This window comes from Microcoleus sp. AS-A8 (assembly GCA_039962225.1).
In the GTDB taxonomy this organism is placed as follows: domain Bacteria; phylum Cyanobacteriota; class Cyanobacteriia; order Cyanobacteriales; family Coleofasciculaceae; genus Allocoleopsis.
Window position 1 is genome coordinate 45111 of record JAMPKV010000008.1, and the last position, 21099, is coordinate 66209.

The 21099-nt window shown below is 46.6% G+C and carries 20 protein-coding genes; 10 read left to right on the forward strand and 10 right to left on the reverse strand.

Annotated elements, in window-relative coordinates; genetic code table 11:
• Positions 1-174 precede the first annotated feature (174 nt).
• Positions 175-444: a hypothetical protein gene (locus NDI48_14265; GenBank protein ID MEP0832336.1), complete on the forward strand. Its 270-nt coding sequence runs from the start codon at positions 175-177 to the stop codon at positions 442-444.
• Positions 445-696: 252 nt separating this feature from the next.
• On the opposite strand, the gene NDI48_14270 is transcribed toward NDI48_14265, so the two are convergent.
• The 6 genes from NDI48_14270 to NDI48_14295 all read right to left on the reverse strand — a co-directional run bounded on the left by NDI48_14270 (position 697) and on the right by NDI48_14295 (position 5723).
• Positions 697-1335, reverse strand: a complete 639-nt coding sequence (locus tag NDI48_14270; protein MEP0832337.1) for a type I restriction endonuclease subunit R — start codon at positions 1333-1335, stop codon at positions 697-699.
• 47 nt (positions 1336-1382) lie between these two features.
• Positions 1383-1652 (reverse strand): tetratricopeptide repeat protein, encoded by a 270-nt coding sequence (locus tag NDI48_14275; protein ID MEP0832338.1) that lies wholly within the window; start codon positions 1650-1652, stop codon positions 1383-1385.
• Positions 1538-2572 carry a CHAT domain-containing protein gene (locus tag NDI48_14280; protein MEP0832339.1) on the reverse strand — a complete coding sequence of 345 codons (1035 nt, stop codon included), beginning with the start codon at positions 2570-2572 and terminating at the stop codon, positions 1538-1540. Before NDI48_14280 ends, NDI48_14275 begins: the two co-directional genes overlap by 115 nt.
• A 10-nt stretch (positions 2573-2582) precedes the next feature.
• A complete protein-coding gene (locus NDI48_14285; GenBank protein ID MEP0832340.1) occupies positions 2583-2909 on the reverse strand; it encodes a hypothetical protein in 327 nt (108 codons plus the stop codon).
• Positions 2910-3250: 341 nt separating this feature from the next.
• On the reverse strand, positions 3251-4435 hold the full coding sequence (locus NDI48_14290) for a ferrochelatase (GenBank protein ID MEP0832341.1): 1185 nt from the start codon (positions 4433-4435) through the stop codon (positions 3251-3253).
• A 298-nt stretch (positions 4436-4733) separates the two neighbouring features.
• On the reverse strand, positions 4734-5723 hold the full coding sequence (locus NDI48_14295) for a sensor domain-containing diguanylate cyclase (protein MEP0832342.1): 990 nt from the start codon (positions 5721-5723) through the stop codon (positions 4734-4736).
• A 344-nt stretch (positions 5724-6067) separates the two neighbouring features.
• On the opposite strand from NDI48_14295, the gene NDI48_14300 reads away from it, so the two are divergent.
• Positions 6068-7282: a transposase gene (locus NDI48_14300; GenBank protein ID MEP0832343.1), complete on the forward strand. Its 1215-nt coding sequence runs from the start codon at positions 6068-6070 to the stop codon at positions 7280-7282.
• An 11-nt stretch (positions 7283-7293) separates the two neighbouring features.
• Here NDI48_14300 and NDI48_14305 read toward each other — a convergent pair whose 3' ends face one another.
• Positions 7294-7419 carry a tRNA(His) guanylyltransferase Thg1 family protein gene (locus NDI48_14305; GenBank protein ID MEP0832344.1) on the reverse strand — a complete coding sequence of 42 codons (126 nt, stop codon included), beginning with the start codon at positions 7417-7419 and terminating at the stop codon, positions 7294-7296.
• Positions 7412-7876, reverse strand: a complete 465-nt coding sequence (locus NDI48_14310; protein MEP0832345.1) for an ATP-binding protein — start codon at positions 7874-7876, stop codon at positions 7412-7414. The genes NDI48_14305 and NDI48_14310 overlap by 8 nt, the downstream gene beginning before the upstream one ends.
• A gap of 479 nt (positions 7877-8355) precedes the next feature.
• Between NDI48_14310 and NDI48_14315 the strand changes: the two genes are divergently transcribed.
• From NDI48_14315 to NDI48_14345, 7 genes are all read left to right on the forward strand, one after another.
• The gene (locus NDI48_14315) at positions 8356-9444 is read left to right on the forward strand and encodes a thiamine phosphate synthase (GenBank protein ID MEP0832346.1); all 1089 of its coding nucleotides are present in this window, start codon (positions 8356-8358) and stop codon (positions 9442-9444) included.
• Positions 9437-9658 (forward strand): sulfur carrier protein ThiS, encoded by a 222-nt coding sequence (gene thiS / locus NDI48_14320; GenBank protein MEP0832347.1) that lies wholly within the window; start codon positions 9437-9439, stop codon positions 9656-9658. Before NDI48_14315 ends, thiS begins: the two co-directional genes overlap by 8 nt.
• 223 nt (positions 9659-9881) lie before the next feature.
• A complete protein-coding gene (locus NDI48_14325) occupies positions 9882-10859 on the forward strand; it encodes a DUF1517 domain-containing protein (protein MEP0832348.1) in 978 nt (325 codons plus the stop codon).
• A gap of 468 nt (positions 10860-11327) precedes the next feature.
• Positions 11328-13874: a PAS domain S-box protein gene (locus tag NDI48_14330; GenBank protein ID MEP0832349.1), complete on the forward strand. Its 2547-nt coding sequence runs from the start codon at positions 11328-11330 to the stop codon at positions 13872-13874.
• Positions 13875-13886: 12 nt separating this feature from the next.
• Complete coding sequence (locus NDI48_14335) at positions 13887-14597, forward strand: response regulator transcription factor (protein MEP0832350.1); 711 nt, start codon at positions 13887-13889, stop codon at positions 14595-14597.
• Between the two features lie 35 nt (positions 14598-14632).
• Positions 14633-15769: a HAMP domain-containing histidine kinase gene (locus NDI48_14340; GenBank protein MEP0832351.1), complete on the forward strand. Its 1137-nt coding sequence runs from the start codon at positions 14633-14635 to the stop codon at positions 15767-15769.
• Positions 15770-16163: 394 nt separating this feature from the next.
• On the forward strand, positions 16164-16901 hold the full coding sequence (locus tag NDI48_14345) for a tetratricopeptide repeat protein (protein MEP0832352.1): 738 nt from the start codon (positions 16164-16166) through the stop codon (positions 16899-16901).
• A gap of 131 nt (positions 16902-17032) precedes the next feature.
• Here NDI48_14345 and NDI48_14350 read toward each other — a convergent pair whose 3' ends face one another.
• Together NDI48_14350 and NDI48_14355 are read right to left on the reverse strand one after the other, a co-directional pair.
• Entirely contained in the window at positions 17033-18280 is a 1248-nt protein-coding gene (locus NDI48_14350) for a trypsin-like peptidase domain-containing protein (GenBank protein ID MEP0832353.1), read from the reverse strand.
• A gap of 242 nt (positions 18281-18522) precedes the next feature.
• Complete coding sequence (locus tag NDI48_14355) at positions 18523-19359, reverse strand: prephenate/arogenate dehydrogenase (protein ID MEP0832354.1); 837 nt, start codon at positions 19357-19359, stop codon at positions 18523-18525.
• 154 nt (positions 19360-19513) lie between these two features.
• Here NDI48_14355 and NDI48_14360 point away from each other — a divergent pair, with 154 nt between their 5' ends.
• Complete coding sequence (locus NDI48_14360; GenBank protein MEP0832355.1) at positions 19514-21082, forward strand: pentapeptide repeat-containing protein; 1569 nt, start codon at positions 19514-19516, stop codon at positions 21080-21082.
• Positions 21083-21099 lie beyond the last annotated feature (17 nt).

Here is a 21099-nt window from a genome sequence, read left to right on the forward strand (position 1 = left end):
TCTGCCTTCTGCCTTCTGCCTTCTTGCATTAGGTAGATAGATTGGAATTGGATACCAAATTTCTGAGCAATTTTTGCCAAATTATAATCCTATCACATTTTTAATTAATAATCATTGCTTGACCTTGACAGTGTTACTGAACTATGCTTTTTGAGACCAGTCGTAACACTACTCATGAATACCATGTTGAATATTGGCGACTACGCACTTCACAAAACAACAGGCAAAATCGGGCAGGTTGTTGCCTATGGGCATGAAATGATTGACAACGCTTATTTAGCAACACTCAAAGTCGAGGTGGTTGATGACGCACAAATAAACAAGAAAACGTTTGTAGAAGATGTGACAAGTAACTGGATGCCAGTCCAGTCAGTAGAAATCTCTGAACACGAGATTTCGCCCAACGTTCGTGACGAATCGAGCAATGTACTGACAAGGGTTTAAGCGACCTTTAAGGCTGATTGAAGGAATGAACTCCTGTCCTAAAAACTGAGTTATTGGTCAAAAAGGACGGGTATATCGCGGAGGTTCACGGTTGTTTTACGGATCTAATCACTTCAAGTGAGTCCCTACTTGGATGATATCGTTCCAGAGAGTTGGGGAATTTTTAGATTTTGTCCGTAGCATCTAGATGGGGAAGTAAATCTGTAGGGACTCACTCCAATAACAGGCTTGGCTTTTGCACCAAAATACAATTCATACCTCTGTCATTACCTGCCCAATGCGTTTGAGAATCTGCAAAATATTGTAGAGTTGGTTGTGACGTTGGTAGAGAGAGAACTCATCAGAGAGGTCATATTGTGGCTCTCTAGATTGAACCAACTTAATAAAGATAAAATGACTGCCATTGGTGACTAATCCAAAAATGGGTCGCTCTGGGTTAGGGTTAGCCATCATGTAGGCTAAAGCTTGCGGTAACGCCACATCTGTAGAGAAGGTTGTACGCTTCGATTCAATGACGAGAACCCAGAACTGTTCCTGTATAACTAGGGCATCAATACGTCCCCGCAAGATTTCATCCCGATCTTCAATGGCTATCTCAACACTTGTTTCTGTGCGAAACCGGAAGGGAGGGTCATAGAATCCAGCTAAATCAAGAAGTTTAGCCAGCACTACCATTTTGACAGCGCCTTCTGCTAAGGGGCCATCTGCTCTCTGATAAAAGTATTGTTGTTTAATCCCGTCGAGAGCTTGCTTTTCTGAGTCACTGGGTTCGCTTAGACCATTGAACCATTCAGTGAAGAATTGGTCATTGTCGCTACGCCTGAGATTGAACCTGGCTTGTAGCTGGTTAAGAGTGGTGATGTTCTTCTCAATCGCAATAGTCTGAGCCATAAAAGCGTCTGTTGGAGGTTGCTGGTAATACTACTATGCGATCGCTTTTACTGGATGTCGTCTCTCATCTGTTGCACTCTGGCGAGCGCTTCCCGCACTGTCTCAGTATCGGGGGATTGGAGACGCTGCAATATCTCCAGAGATTGCAGCAAATAATCCAGTGCTTTGTCAAAGTCTCCTTTCTCGTCTGCCAACAACTGCCCTAGATTTGCCAACGCCGCTGCTTTGCCCCGAACATCACCGATGCTTTCTGCTGTTTCGAGAACCTGTTGATATAGGTCAAGGGCTTGCTCGACTTTTCCCTGATTAGCGTAGATGACTCCGCCAACTCCCCATACAACACCGCAGCAGCAGCAGTCGCATCCGTATCTAATACCGTCTGCCCCCAACCCAAAACCGCCTTAGCCCCCAACTTCAGCAACCCCTCTGCCAGCGAAGGCACTGCCCCCAACTGCCCCCCTTGCCCTGTGCGACAACCAGACAGGAAAATCAGTTGCGGTAAGCGGGATTTCAACGACTTGGCGATATCCACCGCACTAGCAAGGTAACATTCCCCCGTTTCCGTTTCCGTATAGAACCGAGGTTCCCCGTTTTCGGTAATCGTGGCATGTCCCGTCAAATGCAATACATCAAAAAATCCCTTGTCGTAATCGTCAATTAAATAACCCAACTCCGTCAAACTGCCGCTTTCTTCCACCACCAGCGCCAACGGTTGCCGCGCTGTCGCCTCCAGTATCCGCCCTTCCTCTGCCTCAAATTCCAGTACAGGTTCCACTCCCAAAGGAGAGGTTGCCATAAATAAGATATTCAGCGCCCGATTGGCGGGTTCTCCCTCAAGGTATAATTTCTTCGTATTGGATGATACCCATCGCACCGGAACCACCGCAGGCACTCGGGCCACGAGAAAGTTATTGCCATCGTGCAGCACTTCCCAAGGCAGATGGGCAAGACTTTCCCCTGCTGCGATCGCTAAAATCAAGCTTTCCCCCGGATGCTGCTGCATTGTCCGAGAGAGAAGGCGATCGCTTCCATCTAACCAGTTGTACAGCTTTTGCCCAGTTATGGTATAATCAACAGCCAAGCGAACGTAGTAGTCTTGTTCTGCTAACTGAATCAGGTCTGCGATGTCTGAAAGAGGGAGCGATCGCGACTGATAATCATTTGGATTATCAAAAAAGAAACGTAGCTGTGCGTAATTATCCGCGACGGGCTTGAGGTCGAGGTGGAGCGTCTTCACGTTTACCGCTTCACTGGTCGTCTAGAATTTGCTTGATTTGCTCCAGTGTGGTATTCTCCAGCAGCAATCGCCTACCGTTGCGCCCCTGAATCAGTACCTTCTCAATCTTTTTCCCAGACTTGCCTTGTTTATATTCCTTGTACCACTTGCGAATTTGCTCAGCGATCGCAACTGTGCCCCCAACTATGGCGACAATAGTACCAATTGTGATTAGAGTGCCCTCTTTATCCGCTTCACCCTCAGTGTCCCAACTTCCTGATAACCCAGAAATTGAGAAGAGTTCTTCTGTTGGTGTGATCGCGTCTTGTCCTTGTATCTCGATTTGAATATCTGCCATTCTTTGTAAATTCACCAATACAGCAAAATTGTAGCTGCTCAGATGAGTGAAGCCTGGGCTGCGATAGCTATATCATCTGTAAGGCTTAAAGCCAAGCGGAGTTGCTTGGATATATAGCTGTCGCCATAAAGGTTAGGACAAAGGCAAATACTGAAACCAAGACCCGTCAATCTTTTCCCTTCTGCCTTCTGCCTTCTGCCTTCTGCCCTCTGCTATACCTCCATAACTGTCAAAATTAAACAAAAACGTTGAACCTCCTTCTAGCCAGGTAACTGAAACTACTGGCTGTAAGATTCAACGCCTTTCAAATTATTGAAAATTAGCCTTAATCAGCTATGTTCTTAATGATCATGGGAATGAGCCGAATGGGTATGCCCCTCATGATGGTGATGGTGATCATGATCATGATGATGGTGGTGAGATGCCTGCACCGCCGCCAACTGGGGATTAACCGCTAGTGCGGTTTCTGATAACAGCGCCTCAATCTGAGGATTTGCCCATTGGGCCACCATCCTTAAGAAGTCAGGATGATCGTTAACGCAGGGCATCTCAACGTAAGTAACGTGAGGACTTGTGCGTTTTAGATTATGGACAATGTGATGCACATCCAATATCGTTTCATGATTTTCTGTGGCAAAGCCAATCGGCATCATCACAAGGGCGGTAGCACCCAAACCAATCAGGTTCTTAGCGGCTAACTCAACATTCGGCTGAGTCCATTCAATTAAGGGCGTTTGATGGTTGAGCCAACCCACTGAGATTAAAGGATACTTGTAAAGTAGCTTTTCTCGGACTCGCTCATAAAGTGCCTCACTTTCCAAGATGCCAGAGGTAAAGCCTTTAGCCTTATGAGGACAACCGTGATTCATCAACACAATACCTGTTTGGGAAGGCAAGTGCGCTACGGCTAAATCTTTAGCGATTTTTTCCTCAACCAGTCGGGCGAGTAAGTCAATGTAGTCTGGTTCGTTGTAGAAAGAAGGGATGTAACGCTGTCCTTTAACCCAGTGTTCACCGCCATCCGTCAGCTTAGTCAGAGCTTGGTTAACTTGTTCAACAGCAATACCGCTAGTGAAGATAGAATCGACCACTAACAGAGGATAGATTAGCAGCTTATCAAAGCCTTGGGCTTTGATATCCGCGAGGACTTGCTCAGCGAGGAAGGGGGCGCAGAAGTTATAGATTTTGAAGACTTGGACTCGTTCGCCCCATTTTTCCTGCAAGTGCTTCTCAATCCCTGCGCGTTGCTGTTCAAAGATTTTATTATGGGGAGAGATAAAATTATCGTGGGTGTGTCCCCACTCGTGCAAGTCGAACATTGCCAGAAGTTTTGCCAGTGGAGGGTAAACCCAAGTGGGGACGGGGGCAAATTTGGCAGTGAGTAAGTTTAAAGCTTGTTCATTGTAGTTGGCGAAATCTTCGTAGCTTTCGACTTCGCCATAGCCCATGAGTAAGACAGCAACTCGATCATTACCGCCCGTGCGAGGGGATGTTATTTGTTGAGGTTTTTCAGGAGTGGCAACCACGTCACGTACCTACCAATAGATTCGAGTTCAATTAGCTAGGGTGCATCCGTATTGTTGTCAGAGGCACCCCGTCTATCCCTTAGGTTAGCATCCCCTCTGGGGGGATGGGTAAGGATTTTTATCTAAAGAAATTCTGAAGAAGTCTAAGTGTAAAGAATGAAGGATCAAGGAGAAACTCGGTAAGCTGTTGTTTAACTTGCAACGGAATCACTATGCAGATTTCTTGTGGGATGGGCATATTGCCCGTCTCGACTAGGCCAATTAGACGTTGAACAGCTTACCTACCACGTCTTCAAATCTAGGAGGGGAGGGTTACAATGCGATCGCATCCTTGTTCTTTAGCCTGCCTCAAGGCTGCATTCACCGCCTGGAGTAAAGTCTTAGCCGTTAAGCCATGCTCAGAGAGACTCACTACCCCACCCGAAATTGTCAGGGTACCAAGGGGTTGACCTTGATATTCAAAATTTAATCGCTTGATGTTCTGCCGCAATTGTTCAGCTTGTTGTTGAGTCGTTTCTAAAGACGCTTCCGGCAGCAGGAGAAGGAACTCTTCACCCCGGTAACGGCAAGCTAAGTCACTCTCGCGAATTTGGCTGGGCAAAAATAGACCCATTTCTCGCAACAGTAAATCACCGGCGGCATGACCCAATCGGTTGTTGAAGTCCTCGAAGCAATCAATATGGAGCAGGATAAGACCTAAAGAAAGTCTCTGACGAACAGACCGTTGGATTTCTCGTTCCAAGGATTCTTCTAGGTAACGTCGATTGTAGAGCTTGGTGAGTGGGTCACGCAGTCTGAGGTGATTGAGGGTATCCCGAAGTTTCAGGTTAGCTAGCGCCAAACTGATGTGTTTTGCCACCGTCTCGGCTAACGGTTTAATTTCGGTGATACGTCCCCGATAAAGTGAACCAATATATAAAACTCCCAAGGTTTCCCCATGCGCCATCATGGGTATGCACAAGGTTTCAACAGCCAAAGAGTCGGGTCGAACATGTTGACAAAGTAAACCGTGATGGGTGTCTTCTACCAAATGGGCTTGTCCTCGCTGTAGGGAGAGGCATTCATCCGGGGTGAAGATGGGATCGCTCGTCAAGGGTAAAGCACCCCAATTTGCGATCGCTTCCACCAGGTTTTGTGAGGAACTGATGACATAAATTGCGCCAACCTCCTGGGGGAAGAGTTGTTGCATTAATGGTTTGAGTGCTGTGTCTGCTTCGTCAACTGAAAAACAAGCTTGGAGCAAGTCAATTAGTTGATCGAGTAAATCAATCTCTAAATTAGTTTGCATTGAACGCGCATAGGAATGGTGTGAGCAGCGAGAGTTAGTAGATGCGCCCTTACACCAATGCTTCAATTTTGGCATTGCTATCTTGGCAAGCCAAATGTCATGCTCAACCCGTACTCAGGTCGCCTAATGGTTTACTACAGATTTTTTTCCTTCTCCGTCAAAAATTGAACTCAGCTTCTGAGGAAATTACACATTCTCAAATCGTGACCAAAACTAATGGGATACAAGCTGCGTAACTATTGCTCCCCTGTCCTTCTAGGACGGCTTTTATTTCCGAGATGGCTTGATAAAACGTACCATCGATAGTTCAAGAATGCTATCTTAGAACTAAGAAGGTGATATAAGTGTTTACGCTAACTTACGAGTTCAAACTTAAACCCACTCAAGCACAGATAGCCATTTTTGAAGATTGGCTAGAGCAGTGCCGACGTGTTTACAACTATGCGCTTGCCGAGCGCAAAGATTGGTTTAAGTCTCGTAGTTGTCAGATAAACGCTTGCTCCCTCCAGTCTGAATACATCATCCCAGCTGACAGCAAAAGACCAACCTACGCCAGTCAGTGTAAAGGGTTAACCGAAGCTAGGCGTCGAATTCCTGCATTAAACGCCGTTCAAGTTCACGTTTTACAGCAAACCTTAAAGCGCCTTGAACAGGCATTTGTCAGTATGTGGGAGCTCTCGACTGGTTTCCCCCGCTTCAAGAAAGTAGGGGCAATGCGCTCATTTGTGTTTCCACAGATGGGAGTTAACCCTATTCAAAATGGCGCGGTTAAGCTACCAAAGATTGGTTGGGTTAAGTTTCGCCAGTCGCGTTCCATCCCCAATGGAGCCACGTTGAAGCAGTTACGCATCGTCGCCAAAGCTAGTGGCTGGTATGCCATGCTGGCGTTGCAATGGGATGCACAAATCCCAGATGTCATGCCGCATGGTGAGGCGATTGGAATTGATGTGGGGATTAGTCACTTTGCTGCGGTTTCTAACGGCAAATTGTTTCCGAATCCACGACCTTTCAAGAAGCTCGAAGGCAAGCTTAAATTGCTGCAACAAAGAGTATCAAGGAAGGTCAGAGGTTCAAATAACCGGAAGAAAGCGCAAGTGAAGGTTAGTAAATTACACGAACGAATTGCGAACACGAGGAAGAATTACTACTGGCTATTGGCGCATAATCTCTGCGATTGGGCAGGGATGATATTTGTAGAAGATTTGAACCTCAAAGGTCTGGCGCGTGGCTTCTTAGGGAAGCACTGTCTAGATGCTGGTTGGGGTCAGTTCTTCCAAGTATTAGAGCAGTGTTGCCGTAAGCGTGGAGTGTTTTTCCTGAAGGTAGGCAGCAAGAAAACCAGTCAGATATGCCCTAATTGCTTGGTTGAAACGGGTAAAAAAGAGCTGTCTGAGCGGGTTCATTCCTGCGAACATTGCGGCTATACAACAGACAGGGATGTTGCAGCCGCTCAAGTAGTTCTCGTCAGGGGACTTGCAGCCGTGGGACACACGGTCAAGATGCTTTCTGAGGGTAAAGCGGTTGCGCTCCCCGTGATGAAAGAATCTCCGTCCTTATAGGGCGGAGAGTGTCAATCCGTAAAGCGCGAGAACCCACGACCATCCACACGAATCACGACCCAAGCACCAGGCAAGAGGCGTAGGGAGTGGAAGTACTCCAAGGAACGCATTTTTTGTTCAAAGCGATCGCTATCCATCCGTTTCAGTCCAGGCAAAAATCTCAAAAGCCGAGTTCTCCGCCATCTTTACATAAAGCAGTTGATGGAAGCCTTCTGCATAAGAAGGGCGGACTAACTTATGATTTGTGGCGTAAATTCCTACGTCTGGCACTCTCGCCTTACCCGTGCGTTTCTGGTTGCGTCTAAGACAATCACTGACTTTGGATTGAAAGTAATATCCCAAAAGCTGAGCACCGTATAGCTTGCCTAGTTCAATGAGTGAGGCTCGTTCCTCAACCGTTGGGTTTGTATTGTCAACTACGACGGAACGACCTGCTTGTAGTGCCGCTTCAACGAGCTGTGCCTGCCTTCTGGCACGATTTTTATTGTTCCGCATCAGGTCTTTACTGACGAGTTCGTGGGTTGCCGCCCAATACTGGCGGAAGAAGGTACTCTTCCCCGAAGCTTGCAGACCGATCAAAATGATTAACTCCATGACAAGTGAGAACCATCTGTGCAGTGGCGAGGCAATTTGTCTTTTATCGACCTAAATCGATAAAGGTTAACCGACTTGAGGATAGGTTGACACTCCCCGCATTTCCCTACGCTAGGCTAACGCCTCGCTTCGCTAAGATACGGGGATTCTTGGTTCATCAACTCGCCGTTAGACAGCAGGATTGCTCCAACCGCTCTTATTGGGCAAGTCTCCCCAAGCGTAAGTTCCCAGCAGAGCTTTAGTGAGTATGCCCCACGGTACACTTCACCTGGGGTCTTCTCGGCGAGTAAGATAAAACTTATTATTTGCCGTCACCTTTTTTTCTCTTGCTGTATAACATGACGAGTTCAAGATCATTATCAGTGGTACCAGTCTATCTAAGGAGGTTCATCCGCTCTGGCGTTGACGGGCAAACCAATCCGGTCAGAATCTTTTAAAGAAGCCCTGTTACGATTACAAATAATGGAGTGAAGTTCGCGATGAGCGCTCAATACAGCGGTCGTAGATGGCAAGAGCCAGCTATTTGCCGGATTTTAGACGCCAATTTAGACCGAGCGAGAGAAGGCTTGCGAATTATTGAAGAGTGGTGCCGTTTTGGTCTCAATAGCGGCTCACTGGCAAACGAATGCAAGCAAATGCGCCAGGAATTAGCTAGCTGGCATACTCAAGAAATTCGGGCATCACGGGATACTCCACAAGACCCTGGCACTGATTTGACTCATCCGAAGGAAGAACAGCGCTCCAGCATTGAGCAGCTTTTGCAGGCCAATCTTTGCCGGGTGGAAGAAGCGCTGCGGGTGTTGGAAGAATACGGCAAGCTTTATCACCCAGAGATGGGTGCAGTCTTTAAGCAGATGCGCTACCGAGTTTATACATTGGAGAGCAATTTGCTGGCCTATCGGCGTCATCAACTCTTGGAGCGATCGCATCTTTACCTGGTGACATCCACTTCAGAACAGCTATTTACCACGGTAGAAGCAGCGCTGCAAGGCGGACTCACCCTAGTACAGTACCGAGAAAAAACCGCAGACGATACGGTGAGACTCTCCTATGCTCAGAAACTATGCCAGATGTGCCATCACTACGGGGCGTTGTTTATCATGAACGACCGGGTCGATTTAGCCTTGGCGGTGGATGCGGATGGTGTGCATTTAGGGCAACAGGATATTCCGATCGCACTGGCGCGACAGCTACTGGGTTCCCAGCGCCTAATTGGTCGCTCTACCACAAATCCGGAGGAAATGCGACGTGCGATCGATGAAGGTGCAGACTATATCGGTGTGGGGCCGATTTATGAGACGCCCACCAAAGAAGGTAAAGCCGCGGCGGGTTTGGAATATGTGCAATATGCCGCTAAGCAGGCCACCATACCCTGGTTTGCGATCGGAGGCATCGATCCGAGTAATATTAACGAGGTTCTAGGGGCTGGTGCTGGGCGAGTGGCAATTGTACGTGCCATCATGCAAGCTGAGCAACCCACCCTAATTACGCAATACTTCCTGTCTCAACTCACGCGACAGCAAACTCTCCGTAGCCTCGAAGCCCGTGTCACTCAATCTCATGTCTAACACAAGCGATCGCATTACTCTTCAAGTGAATGGTGAAACCCGTACCTGCCCTCTGCAAACTCAGCTTCCGCAACTTCTAGAACACTTAGGCTTAAATCCCCGCCTAGTCGCTGTGGAGTATAACGGCGAAATTCTCCATCGACAATATTGGTCTCAAACTCAAATCCAAGAAGGCGACAAGCTGGAAATTGTCACGATTGTTGGCGGTGGGTAAAGGTAAAAGTCTAAGTGAAAGTACGGGTATCTTCATCGGGAATCCCTCCAATGAGCTGATTCAGCTAGAGGGACGGTAGCGGTAAATTAGAGAAGGAGCTAGCAGAACCCCTTGCGGATTTCCCTTTTCTGGGCTCTCCACCTTAAGACTTATTGGTCAAAAGATGTTTTGAGCTACTAGAGCCGCTAAAGTTTCACTTAGCTTGGAGAGTAATGGTTTTCCTATGCGTAACAAACTTTTTTCAACGATTAAACCTTTTTTGAAATCCCTTTTTCTATTCGGGCTGATATGTTCCCTGGTTCTAGGTAACGCCGATAATGCCCTAGCCGCCAGAAGTGGCGGTCGGATTGGTGGTGGTTCTTTCAGTGCCCCCAGTCGTAGCTACTCACCTCCGAGTGGTGGTTACCGCTCACCGGGTGGCGGCTATGGTGGATATGGTTATGGATATCCAGGCGGCGGCGGCTTTGGAGGGTCGTTCTTTCTGATGCCCTTCTTATTTGGCGGCGGCTTTAGCAGTATATTCGGTATTCTGATTTTCTTTGCGATCGCTAATTTCTTGGTGCAGACCTTCCGCCGCATGGGTGAGGGTGGCGATAACGATGTTCCAGGCTACAGCAACCCCAAGATTTCGGTAGCTCGTGTACAAGTGGGTCTGTTAGAGGGGGCGCGTGGTCTCCAAAAAGAACTAGACGAGTTAGCGCTTAGTGCAGATACAGGTTCTGCTGAGGGTAGAGCGCAAGTTCTGCAAGAGTCAACTTTAGCTTTACTACGCCACCCTGAATACTGGGTCTATGGTGCGGCTCAATCTCAACAAACTGCACTCGAAGCGGCAGAAGCGAAATTTAATCAATTGGCACTGGCGGAGCGCAGCAAGTTTACCGCAGAAACCCTCTCGAACGTCAACAATCAGCTTAGAGAAGGTTCTTCCCAGACCTCCTTACCTGCTGATGGTGGACAAATCGTTGCCACAGAGGCACCGGGTGAATACATTGTCGTTACGCTTGTGGTAGGGACTCAAGGCAAGCTGGAACTCCCACAAATCAATAGCTCAGATGACCTGCGTCAAGCTCTGCGTCAAATGGGGAGTATTTCGAGTGAGCGCTTACTGGCGGTAGAAATTCTCTGGACACCTCAAGCCGAAGGCGATACTCTCACCTCAGATGACTTGATGGCTGAATATCCAGACCTGAAGCTCGTTTAAATTTTGACAAGATCTCAAAAATTATAGGGGTAGGTCTTGTACCTACCCTTTTTTCTTTGCTCACTTTTGTTACAAAAATATATAAAATCTGACGGAAGCTTAATATTTTTTTTATCTTTTAGTCAGACAATCAGGTGATAAGCCATTTCCTCCTGGAGAACTCCTTAGAACCATGAGGTTTCTGCGACATGATTCAAATCATAGAAATTTTTTCCCAATGGTTGTATACCTTAACTTAGCAGCCATTCTTGTCCTCAGCACCCAGTGATTAAAGGACTTCTCCAAAAAATTATTCATGCGCCATCCTAGGGGGCACGGCATTGTCGTGCCCCTTGCAACTATTATCCTGACTTAGCCTCTCGATACTTAAAGCCTTCAGCCGTATCCAGCTAACGCCATAACAACAGTGAAGTCCTGGCGCAGAAGTTCTTTTGGATAGATGTGATTACGGCTGACTCAATCTGAAAAATGGAAGACTCAATCACTCAATCTCATCAATCAGAAGCCGCTCTTTCTAAAAGCGAAGTGCGATGGCGAAGAATCTCTGCTCGTGTGCCGGGGGTCATTTACCAATTTTTGAGATATCCAGATGGCACTCTGGCTTTTCCCTTTATCAGTCCGAGTTGTCGCAAAATTTTTGAAGTGGAGGCGATTGAGATTGAAGCCGATGCCAGTGTTCTCATGTCGATGATTCATCCACAGGATGAAGCAGACTTCAACCGATCAGTTACCGATTCTATTGAAACCTTACAGCCTTGGTCTTGGGAAGGTCGGTTCATCTTACCATCGGGGCGGATTAAATGGATTCAAGCGGCTTCTGCACCGGAACGACAGGCGGATGGAGAGATTCTTTGGGATGGATTGCTCATCGACATCACGGCACGTAAACAAGCAGAAGATGAGCTGTGGCAAGCGAGGGAAGAACTTGAAAATAGAGTTGAGCAGAGGACAGGTGAGTTAAAACAGGTCAATGAACAGCTAAGATTCACACAGTTTTCCACGGATTATGCTCCTGAGGCAATTTTGTGGATGGATGCTGAGGCTCAGTTCTTTTACGTCAACGAAGCCGCTTGCCAAATGCTGGGCTATTCTCGTGAGGAACTCCTCTCGATGAGTGTCTATGATATCGATCCCAACCTTCCTGCTCAATCTTGGCCAGAATACGGGAAAAAAATAAAATCTCTAGGTTTTGTGACTTTAGAGTCCAGCAACCGTGCTAAGGATGGTCGAATTTTTCCGGTCGAGATTAGCATCAACCATCTAGAATTCAAGGGTCAAGAGTACAACTGCGCCTTTGTCCGCGACATCAGCGAGCGTTATAAAGCAAAGGAAGCTCTTCAAGAAAGCGAACAAAAGTTTCGCAGTATTGTAGAAAATGCTAACGATATTATTTATCAGCTAACACCGGATGGAATCTTTTCTTATGTTTCCCCGAACTGGGTCGAGCTTTTAGGGCACGAAATTTCAGAAGTTGAGGGCAAAGTTTTTACTCTGTTTGTCCATCCCGATGACATACCCATCTGTTTGGGTACCTTACGTCGAGCGATCGAAAATGCTCAGAATCAATCTGGGGTTGAGTACCGAGTTAGACACAAGGCTGGTATTTGGCGATGGCATACCTCTAATTTCTCACTGTTGAGAGACTCGCTTGGTCGCGTGGTTTCAGTGATTGGGATTGCTCACGATATTAGCGATCGCAAACAAGCGGAGGACGCCTTGCGAGAGAGTGAGGAGCGATTTCGGAATTTGGTTGAAAGCACTAACGATTTCATTTGGGAGGTTGATCAGAATGCTGTATACACCTACGTGAGTCCCCAAATCAAAGATATTTTAGGTTATGAAGTGGCAGAGGTTTTAGGTAAAACGCCCTTTGACTTCATGCCCTCTGAAGAAGCCTGTTGTGTGAGTGAAATGATGAGTAATCGGGTGGCTTTGCGACAGTCAATTACTAATCTCGAAAACATCAACTTGCACAAAGATGGACATATTGTAGTACTCGAAACGAGTGGTGTTCCTTTCTTTGATAAGGCTGGTAGTTTCCAAGGGTATCGCGGAATCGATAGAGATATTACTAAGCGCAAGCAAACTGAGGAAGCCGTCAGGCAATCTAAAGCGCAGCTACAACGACAAGCTAATCAATTAGAAAAAACCTTACGCCAACTTCAGAATACACAGGCACAGCTCATTCAAACTGAAAAAATGTCTTCCCTAGGACAGTTGGTGGCGGGGATGGCTCACGAAATTAACAATCCCATTAATTTTATCTATGCCAATATTAATCATGCCAGAAATTATATCACTGATTTATTCAATTTGATTGGTTTTTATCAAGATTTTTCTCCTCCTCCCCCCCTGGAAATCGCGTCAGAAATTAAGGCAATTGACCTAGACTTTGTGATAGAAGATTTTCCCAAACTCCTTGATTCCATGAAGGTAGGGGCTGAACGGATTCGGGAAATTGTCCGGAGCTTAAGTACTTTTTCTCGTGTGAATGAAGCGGCTGTTAAAGAGGTAGATCTTCATCAAGGGCTTGATAGTACTTTAATTCTTTTAGAAAGTCGCTTGAAGCCACCGCTGAGTTCTCAGACGATTCAGGTGATTAAAGACTATAGTAATCTGCCTTTGGTCAAATGCTATCCAGGAGAACTCAATCAGGTTTTCATGAATCTCCTGAATAATGCCATTGATGCGTTAGAAAAACATAAGCGGCATCAGAATTTTGCCGAAATTAATGCCAACCCCAGCACGATAACAATTCGCACTGAAATAAGTTCAAAATCTACATCCCATCCCTGGATTGTAATTCGCATTGCAGACAATGGTTCAGGTATGACAGAAGAAATTAGTTCCAGAGCTTTTGACCCATTTTTCACGACAAAACCCGTCGGCGAAGGTACTGGTTTAGGGTTAGCCATTAGCTACCAAATTGTGGTTGAGCTTCACAAGGGTCGGTTGTACTGTATTTCCTCTCCGGGTCAAGGAACCGAATTTGTGATTGCACTTCCTAATATTTAAAAGGAGGCTATCATGGACATTTTAATTGTCGAGGATGAACCAGAAATTGCCAAACTCATCCAACTCGCTTTAGAAAGAGAAGGGTTTGCCTGCAACTGGTGTGCCGATGGACTAACGGCTTTACAGGCGTTTACCAAACAACAACCCGATGTAATCATTTTAGATTTGATGCTTCCAGGTCTGGATGGTTTGGAGGTATGTGCCAGAATTCGACAAAAGCCCGGTGTGAAAGACCCCTATATTTTGATGTTGACGGCTAAGGGTGAGGAAATTGACCGGGTGATTGGTCTATCCACGGGTGCAGATGATTATTTGGTTAAACCTTTTAGTCCTACCGAATTAGTAGCCAGAGTTCGGGCGCTATTACGGCGCAGTCTGCGTCATGGGGGACAGCATTTAATCTACCAAACCCAACATTTTGTAGTTAATGTAGATCAGCGCACAGCAACACGCCAACTGGAGGTAGGCGACACAGAAGTGCTGGACTTAACCACTTTAGAATTTAATCTGTTGGCTACATTTATTAGTCAGCCGGGCCGAGTTTGGAATCGTACTCAGCTAATTGACAAACTTTGGGGTGATAACTTTTTTGGCGATGAACGAGTCGTTGATACCCATGTGGCGCGGTTGCGAAAAAAAATTGAGCCTGACTCCGCTAATCCGACTTTTGTGAAGACGGTGATTGGCGTCGGCTACAAGTTTGAAGACTTAGTTGCAACTTAAAACTTCCGCATCATTTCACGGAATTTTGTCAGCCAATGAGTAAGGATAATTTGCGTCGAATGAAATCCTTGCCTTTAGCATCACGCCTGTTTTTTTCCCATCTTTTAGTGATGATTGTGGGCGTAGGTTCTCTCGTGATCATTGGCAAGTTGTCTTCCCCTCGCTTGTTTGTCCTGCACCTGCAACAACTCGAAGGCAGAGGTCTCACTTTACGCTTTGCTCGCACTTATCTGGTTAAGGGGTTTGAAACCGCTTGGAATCGCAGTACCTTCTGGTCAGTGATTGTTGGGACTACGGCTGCCGGTGGACTTAGCTACTGGGTTTCCAAGCGAATTGTACAGCCTCTGACTCAAATCGAACAAATTACCCAAAAGTTTGCAGCAGGGCAACTGGACGAGCGACTGCCGCCGAGTGAGATTCCTGAAATCAATCAACTGGCTAACAGTTTTAACCGGATGGCTGTCAGTTTGGAAGATGTAGAACAGCGACGGCGAGACTTAGTCAGTGACCTCACCCATGAACTGCGAACTCCTTTAACGGTGCTGCGGGGTTATCTCGAAGAACTAGCCGATGGTCAAATGGAACCGACTCCAGCGGTTTACCAGCGGTTAACAAAGGAAATCAGACGGTTAGAACGTTTGATTAATGATTTGCAGGAACTTTCTAAGGCAGAAGCCGGATATCTCCCGATTAAGGTTGAGCCTGTTAATTTACGTCCCTTGTTAGAGTCTTTGGTGGAAAAATTTGCTGACCAGTTATTGGAAGATGGCCCACAGTTGCGTTTAGACTGTCCGGAGCAATTGCCCAGTGTACTGGCTGATATTGACCGAGTGGAACAGGTGTTGGTTAACCTTTTAGGCAACGCCCTCACCTATACGGAGTCGGGTTCAATCATCATCCGTGCTTGGGCAGAAGCCGAAGGGACAAAAGCTTTTGTCCCGCGATTGTGGATTGCGGTGACTGACACGGGGATTGGAATTTCACCCGCAGATTTGCCTCATGTCTTTGAGCGTTTCTGGCGGGCGGAAAAGTCTCGAAATCAGCATACGGGAGGAACTGGGATTGGTCTAGCGATTTCTCAACGGTTGATTGAAGTGCAGGGTGGTGAGATTGAAGTGGAAAGTCAATTGGGTGTTGGTAGTACGTTTCGCTTTTATCTACCTCTGGCGTGATACCCAATCCGTCTCGATAACCCCCTTTTTTGCCAAAGGGAGGGGGGAGTGGGTGAGTGGGGCCGGATCTCATACGAGGATGAGAGAAGGAGACGTGAGCTAAGTCAGGACTTACGCAACTGTCACATGCGATAGCGAAGCGCTGCTGCGTTTGCGTTCGCCCTTGGCGTTGCCGCAGGCTAGCATTAGCGAGTCTTCGAGCGTCAGCGCAGATCGCATCTCCAGAATTAGGCTAAGGACATGACTAACATTGGACGCTTGAGTTGAGCAATTAAATAGTTTGAAACTAAAGCTAGAGCAATCTTAGAGCCTAGCCAGTTTCCGGATTTAGTCAACTCATTCAGGTAGCAATTACTAACAACATTAAACATTTGTACATCAAGCTGAAACACCTATGGATAAACAGTTTAGCTACAAACAGGCATCATCCACAGCTAGCAATGGCATTAAAACGGGTAGAAACTTACTCCCCAAGAATGCTATTCACAGTGTTAAGAGGAGATGCTCTAGGTTTGGTATCGTAACTCTCTCAATCGCATTACTGGGTTCTGTAACTGTTATTTTGTTTAGTAAACCTAATGGTTCTACTAATAACTATTCAACAAGTAATAACCATCAACAAATTGATGACAATTCCCAAACTTATATAATTATCCATCCAACTCGACAGCCACTCAAACAAAATACTCCCCCAACAGAAAAGAATGACTTAGATTTTTATAATCGGGGTCAGGAAAAATTTATTGCAAGAGAATATAGTCAAGCCATTGAAAATTATACTGAAGCTCTTAAAACAGCCGATAATCCTGTCCGTCTTGCAAACATCTATAATAGTCGGGGAATCTCGCGAATTAAACTAGGAGATAAGCAAGATGCTCTTAGAGATTTTACCCAAGCAATAACCTTAGCTCCTAAACAAACTATTTATCATAGAAATAGAGCGGCTGTTTATGCTGATTTAAAAGATTGGTCAGCAGCAATTAACAACTATAATGTAGCGATTCAATCCAATAGTCAAGAAACTGAATTATATCGATTAAGAGCGCAAGTGCATTTTCATAAAGGAGATAGTATAAGCGCCCTAAAAGATATTAGAACAGCAATACATATTGCCTTAGATAAACGGATATAGTGGTTCTCATGTGGATGAGGTACAAATTTCTCGTTTTTCGGGGATTGGGAAGTAGTAATTTCTTGTTCCCCCATCCCCCCATCTCCCCATCTCCCCATCTCCCCATCTCCCCGTCCCCCATCCCCCCATCATTACCTCTGAGCCTGCTCAATCGGAAAGGCTCCCGGCTTCACCGCTACATTCATCTCTGTTTGATTGCGGCGCAACCCAAATTGTAAGTTGCTGCCAACCTGAGAATTCTCCACAGCTTTTTGGATATCCTCAGCGTTTTTCACACGTTGACCGTTGATTTTGTGGATAACATCCCCAGCACGTAGTCCAGCTTGGGCGGCGGGGGAATTGGGCATCACTTTGGCAATCAGTATGCCGTTATCTTCATTGACCGTAAGACCCGCCTGAGGATTGTTATTAATGTTTTGTTTTAACTCTGGCGTTAATGTCACCATCTGGATGCCGAGGTAAGGATGTTGAGCTTGACCCGTCGCGATTAATTGCTGAGCAATCCGTTGAGCGGTATTGATAGGAATGGCAAAGCCTAAACCTTGGGCACCCTGGATAATGGCTGTATTCATGCCAATCACTTGACCAGAGGCATTTAACAAAGGCCCGCCAGAATTGCCGGGATTAATCGCGGCATCCGTTTGGATAAAGTTAACCCGCTTATCGGGGACACCGACTTGAGAACTGGAACGCCCTGTGGCACTAATGATGCCTGTTGTGACAGTATTATCTAAACCGAGGGGATTACCGATCGCGATCGCCCATTCCCCTGGTTTGAGTTGTTCGGAATTGCCGAGGGTAACGGCGGGGAGATTGTTCGCTTGAATTTTCACGACGGCAACATCTGTCATCGGGTCGGTTCCGACCACTTTACCCACAAAGGTGCGACCATCTTTGAGAGTCACATTCACCGTATCGGCACCCTCTACAACGTGAGTATTCGTCAGAATCTCACCATTGCTGTTGATCATAAAGCCTGACCCTGTACCGCGTTCAACTCGCCTTTGTGGCTCTGCGGGAAGATCGGCTCCAAAAAAATCGCGAAACAGTGGGTTATTAAAAACTTGTGGCCTCCGGGACGTGACGGTTCGAGAGGAATCAATCCGCACCACAGCAGGCCCAACGTTTTCGACGACCTGGGTAATAAAATTTGTGTCTTGAATGGGTAACCGTGTGCTAGGGGGAATGGTTCCGGCGAAAGCTTTACTGGAATTTGGAGAATTCGGTGTAGCCGAAGAGAGCAAGTGACCCGATAAGAAATAATTTCCGGATAAAGTAACACCCACTCCCAGCAACACCAGTGATAAATAACTCGCAGCCTTTTTTAAAGGAAAAGAGGCAGAATCGTAAGCTTTAGAAGTTTGGTTATCGAGTACCATGGGATTCTATTCAAGAAATCGATTGCTGTGGATGACGCGATCCTAATTAATACCGAATCGTGGCTGTTTAGTGTCATGTCAAGAGAGCAAACAGAAGAGGTTCTACAAGACGCTCTACAGATGACATTTACCACTTTAAAGAGTCTGTATGACGTTCTTGTGACAACCAGATGACGCCACCATGAAACGGTTCCAATTTCTTTTGGTTCCCTAATAATCAGCAATCAATCCCTATTTAAACTTTAAAGAAAGTGCGGACGCTGCCTATGATTTTCTTGGAGTTTTTCCTCTAAAGTTTGCCAATCTTCCTGCTCGATGAACTCAATAAATTGGTCGAGGCTGTGGCGATAGGAAGTGAGCGATCGCAACAATGACTCTCGATTATACCGCGCCATCATCATCCCCAGCTCTGGGTTGCCGCCTCCAACGCGGCTGGTATCCCGAAAGCCAGAACTGGCTAACTTTTGAGCTAACTCTAAAACGGTTGAGTCAGGTTCGCTCATACAGCTATCGATCAAGCTGGCGCTAACCATCACGGGTAGGTGAGAAATCGACGCCACGGCGCGATCATGGTCTTCAGGACGGCAGAAATAGACTCGTGAAGTGAGCGATCGCACAATCTCCTCTACCCGCTTCACCGCCGATGCTGGTGTCGTGTCAATCGGTGTTAGGACGTAAGGATTATCTGCAAATAGCCCTAAGACAGCCGCTTCTATGCCATTGTCTGTTGTGCCTGCCATGGGATGTCCACCGACGAAGTTGTGCCATAAAGCAGCAACTTGGTCAACCACTGCCGCCTTAACCGAACCGACATCGGTGAGTACGGTATCGGGGGAGAGATGGGGAATTAACTGCTGTACAGTGGGTGCGATCGCAGCAATCGGTGTGCAAATAAACACAACATCGGCTGCCGCCAAAAGCGTTAGATTCTGACTAGCGTCATCCACAACACCCCGTTCAATCGCCCGTTGACACGTTTGCTCTTGGCGAGAAACGCCTAAGACTTGGTGACCGAGTGTTCTCAAGTCTAATCCTAATGAGCCACCAATCAGCCCTAGCCCTACAATCCCAATGTTCATCGTCTTGTTTTATCAAAGTTCAGCATATGCAACTATTAAACTAAGATTTGTGCAACGCTGAAGCTGAAGGCGACTAGACCTTCGCTGTTTTAGTCAATGCTAGGGTTGGTCGCTACCATTCGCCCCCTAACTCAAGCTTGGGATTGACAAGGAAATGAATGTCAGGGAAATTCTCAAAAAATATGCAGCGGGAGAGAGAGACTTTTCGGGTCTTAACCTTGCCGAAGTCAACCTAAGTGGTGCTAATCTTAGCGGTGCTAATTTGAGTGAAGTGAATTTAAGTGTGGCTAACTTGAGTGGAGCTAATTTGAGTGGGGCTAACCTCAGCCGAGCTAAACTTAATGTCGCCAGACTCAGTGGCTCTAATATCTCGAAAGCCAACTTAATCCAGGCCAGCCTCAATGTTACCAATTTAATTAGGGCCGACTTGAGGGGAGTCAACCTGACTCAGGCCGCACTGATTCGTGCTGAACTAATTCGTGCTGAACTGTCTGGGGCAACGCTCAAAGAAGCGAACCTCAGTGGTGCGGATCTGCGAGAGGCCGCCCTCAGACAAGCTATACTCAGCCGTGCTACTTTAAGTGAAGCGAACCTCCGGGGTGCCTTCCTGACCGCCAGCATTTTGGAAGGGGCGAATTTAAACAAAGCTGACCTGAACCGAGCCGACCTCAGCGATAGCAACATCAGAGAGGCTGACCTGAGGCAAGCGAATCTGAGTTTTGCCAATCTCAGTGGCGCTGACTTTAGCCGAGCCAATCTCCGCTGGGCCGACCTGAGTGGAGCCGATCTGCGCTGGGCTAATCTGAGCGATGCCAAATTAAGTGGAGCCAACTTAATGGGGGCTGACTTAAGTAATGCTAATTTACATAATGCCAGCCTAGTTCACGCCGATTTAACTCAAGCTTCTCTGATTAAGGTGGATTGGATTGGGGCTGACTTGAGTGGTGCGACCCTGACCGGGGCGAAACTTCATGCTGTTTCTCGGTTTGGGTTGAAAACGACCGGGATAACTTGTGAGTGGGTTGACCTGAGTCCGGAAGGCGATCGCAGCGAGATTTTTTACCTCTCTAGCGAGGGGTTGCAAAAGTTTTTTAACGCAACTCAGCCGACTGTACAGATTACCATTGATGCGCCGTTAGATCTCAACGCCAATTTAGCGTTGGCCTCTAGTTACTATCAAATTGCTCATATTTACCCAGTTATTTGTAAAGCTCCCAGTCTTGAGATTGGTGCTCGAAAAACGACGATAACCTTCACGATTAGCTCTAATCTGGATCTATTCACCTTCGCTTACTTTGCCATTCTTCCCTTCAAAGATGCAGGGATAACTCATCAAAATATTCTTGCGATCATCAATACTCTCGAAGCACCCGAACTAAATAGTTCAGGGAGCAAAGAACCAATGCAAATTAGACAATTAATTATCAACCTTCATCAAGCGATTGATAAGATTAACGCTACTGAACCCTCTAATATAGCCCCTAAAGTAATAGATTCTCTTGACTTTTTCCAAGCTCCCACTCATACCGTTATTACTAACTCTAGCGCTCAGAAGTTGGATCTCTATTACCATCCTGCTTTTGGCAAATCGTGGATGAATCAATCTAACTTAGGCGGTCGTTCTAAAAACAACTCCCTGCAAACACCGGAAGCGACTCTGCCGTCAGTGAGTGAGGTTATGGAATTTATTACAGGCTTTGATTATGTTAGGCAATCCCCGTAACATCCTCGCCCACTAAA

Bases quoted from the DNA above. Each gene is read 5' to 3' on its own strand.
- NDI48_14335 (MEP0832350.1), top strand. From the start codon at position 13,887: ATGGACATTTTAATTGTCGAGGATGAACCAGAAATTGCCAAACTCATC.
- NDI48_14315 (MEP0832346.1), top strand. From the start codon at position 8,356: ATGAGCGCTCAATACAGCGGTCGTAGATGGCAAGAGCCAGCTATTTGC.
- NDI48_14295 (MEP0832342.1), bottom strand. From the start codon at position 5,723: ATGCAAACTAATTTAGAGATTGATTTACTCGATCAACTAATTGACTTG.
- NDI48_14270 (MEP0832337.1), bottom strand. From the start codon at position 1,335: ATGGCTCAGACTATTGCGATTGAGAAGAACATCACCACTCTTAACCAG.
- NDI48_14340 (MEP0832351.1), top strand. From the start codon at position 14,633: ATGAGTAAGGATAATTTGCGTCGAATGAAATCCTTGCCTTTAGCATCA.
- NDI48_14305 (MEP0832344.1), bottom strand. From the start codon at position 7,419: ATGGATAGCGATCGCTTTGAACAAAAAATGCGTTCCTTGGAGTACTTC.
- NDI48_14330 (MEP0832349.1), top strand. From the start codon at position 11,328: ATGGAAGACTCAATCACTCAATCTCATCAATCAGAAGCCGCTCTTTCT.
- NDI48_14345 (MEP0832352.1), top strand. From the start codon at position 16,164: ATGGATAAACAGTTTAGCTACAAACAGGCATCATCCACAGCTAGCAAT.
- NDI48_14355 (MEP0832354.1), bottom strand. From the start codon at position 19,359: ATGAACATTGGGATTGTAGGGCTAGGGCTGATTGGTGGCTCATTAGGA.
- NDI48_14285 (MEP0832340.1), bottom strand. From the start codon at position 2,909: ATGGCAGATATTCAAATCGAGATACAAGGACAAGACGCGATCACACCA.
- NDI48_14350 (MEP0832353.1), bottom strand. From the start codon at position 18,280: ATGGTACTCGATAACCAAACTTCTAAAGCTTACGATTCTGCCTCTTTT.
- NDI48_14310 (MEP0832345.1), bottom strand. From the start codon at position 7,876: ATGGAGTTAATCATTTTGATCGGTCTGCAAGCTTCGGGGAAGAGTACC.
- thiS (MEP0832347.1), top strand. From the start codon at position 9,437: ATGTCTAACACAAGCGATCGCATTACTCTTCAAGTGAATGGTGAAACC.
- NDI48_14265 (MEP0832336.1), top strand. From the start codon at position 175: ATGAATACCATGTTGAATATTGGCGACTACGCACTTCACAAAACAACA.
- NDI48_14325 (MEP0832348.1), top strand. From the start codon at position 9,882: ATGCGTAACAAACTTTTTTCAACGATTAAACCTTTTTTGAAATCCCTT.
- NDI48_14360 (MEP0832355.1), top strand. From the start codon at position 19,514: ATGAATGTCAGGGAAATTCTCAAAAAATATGCAGCGGGAGAGAGAGAC.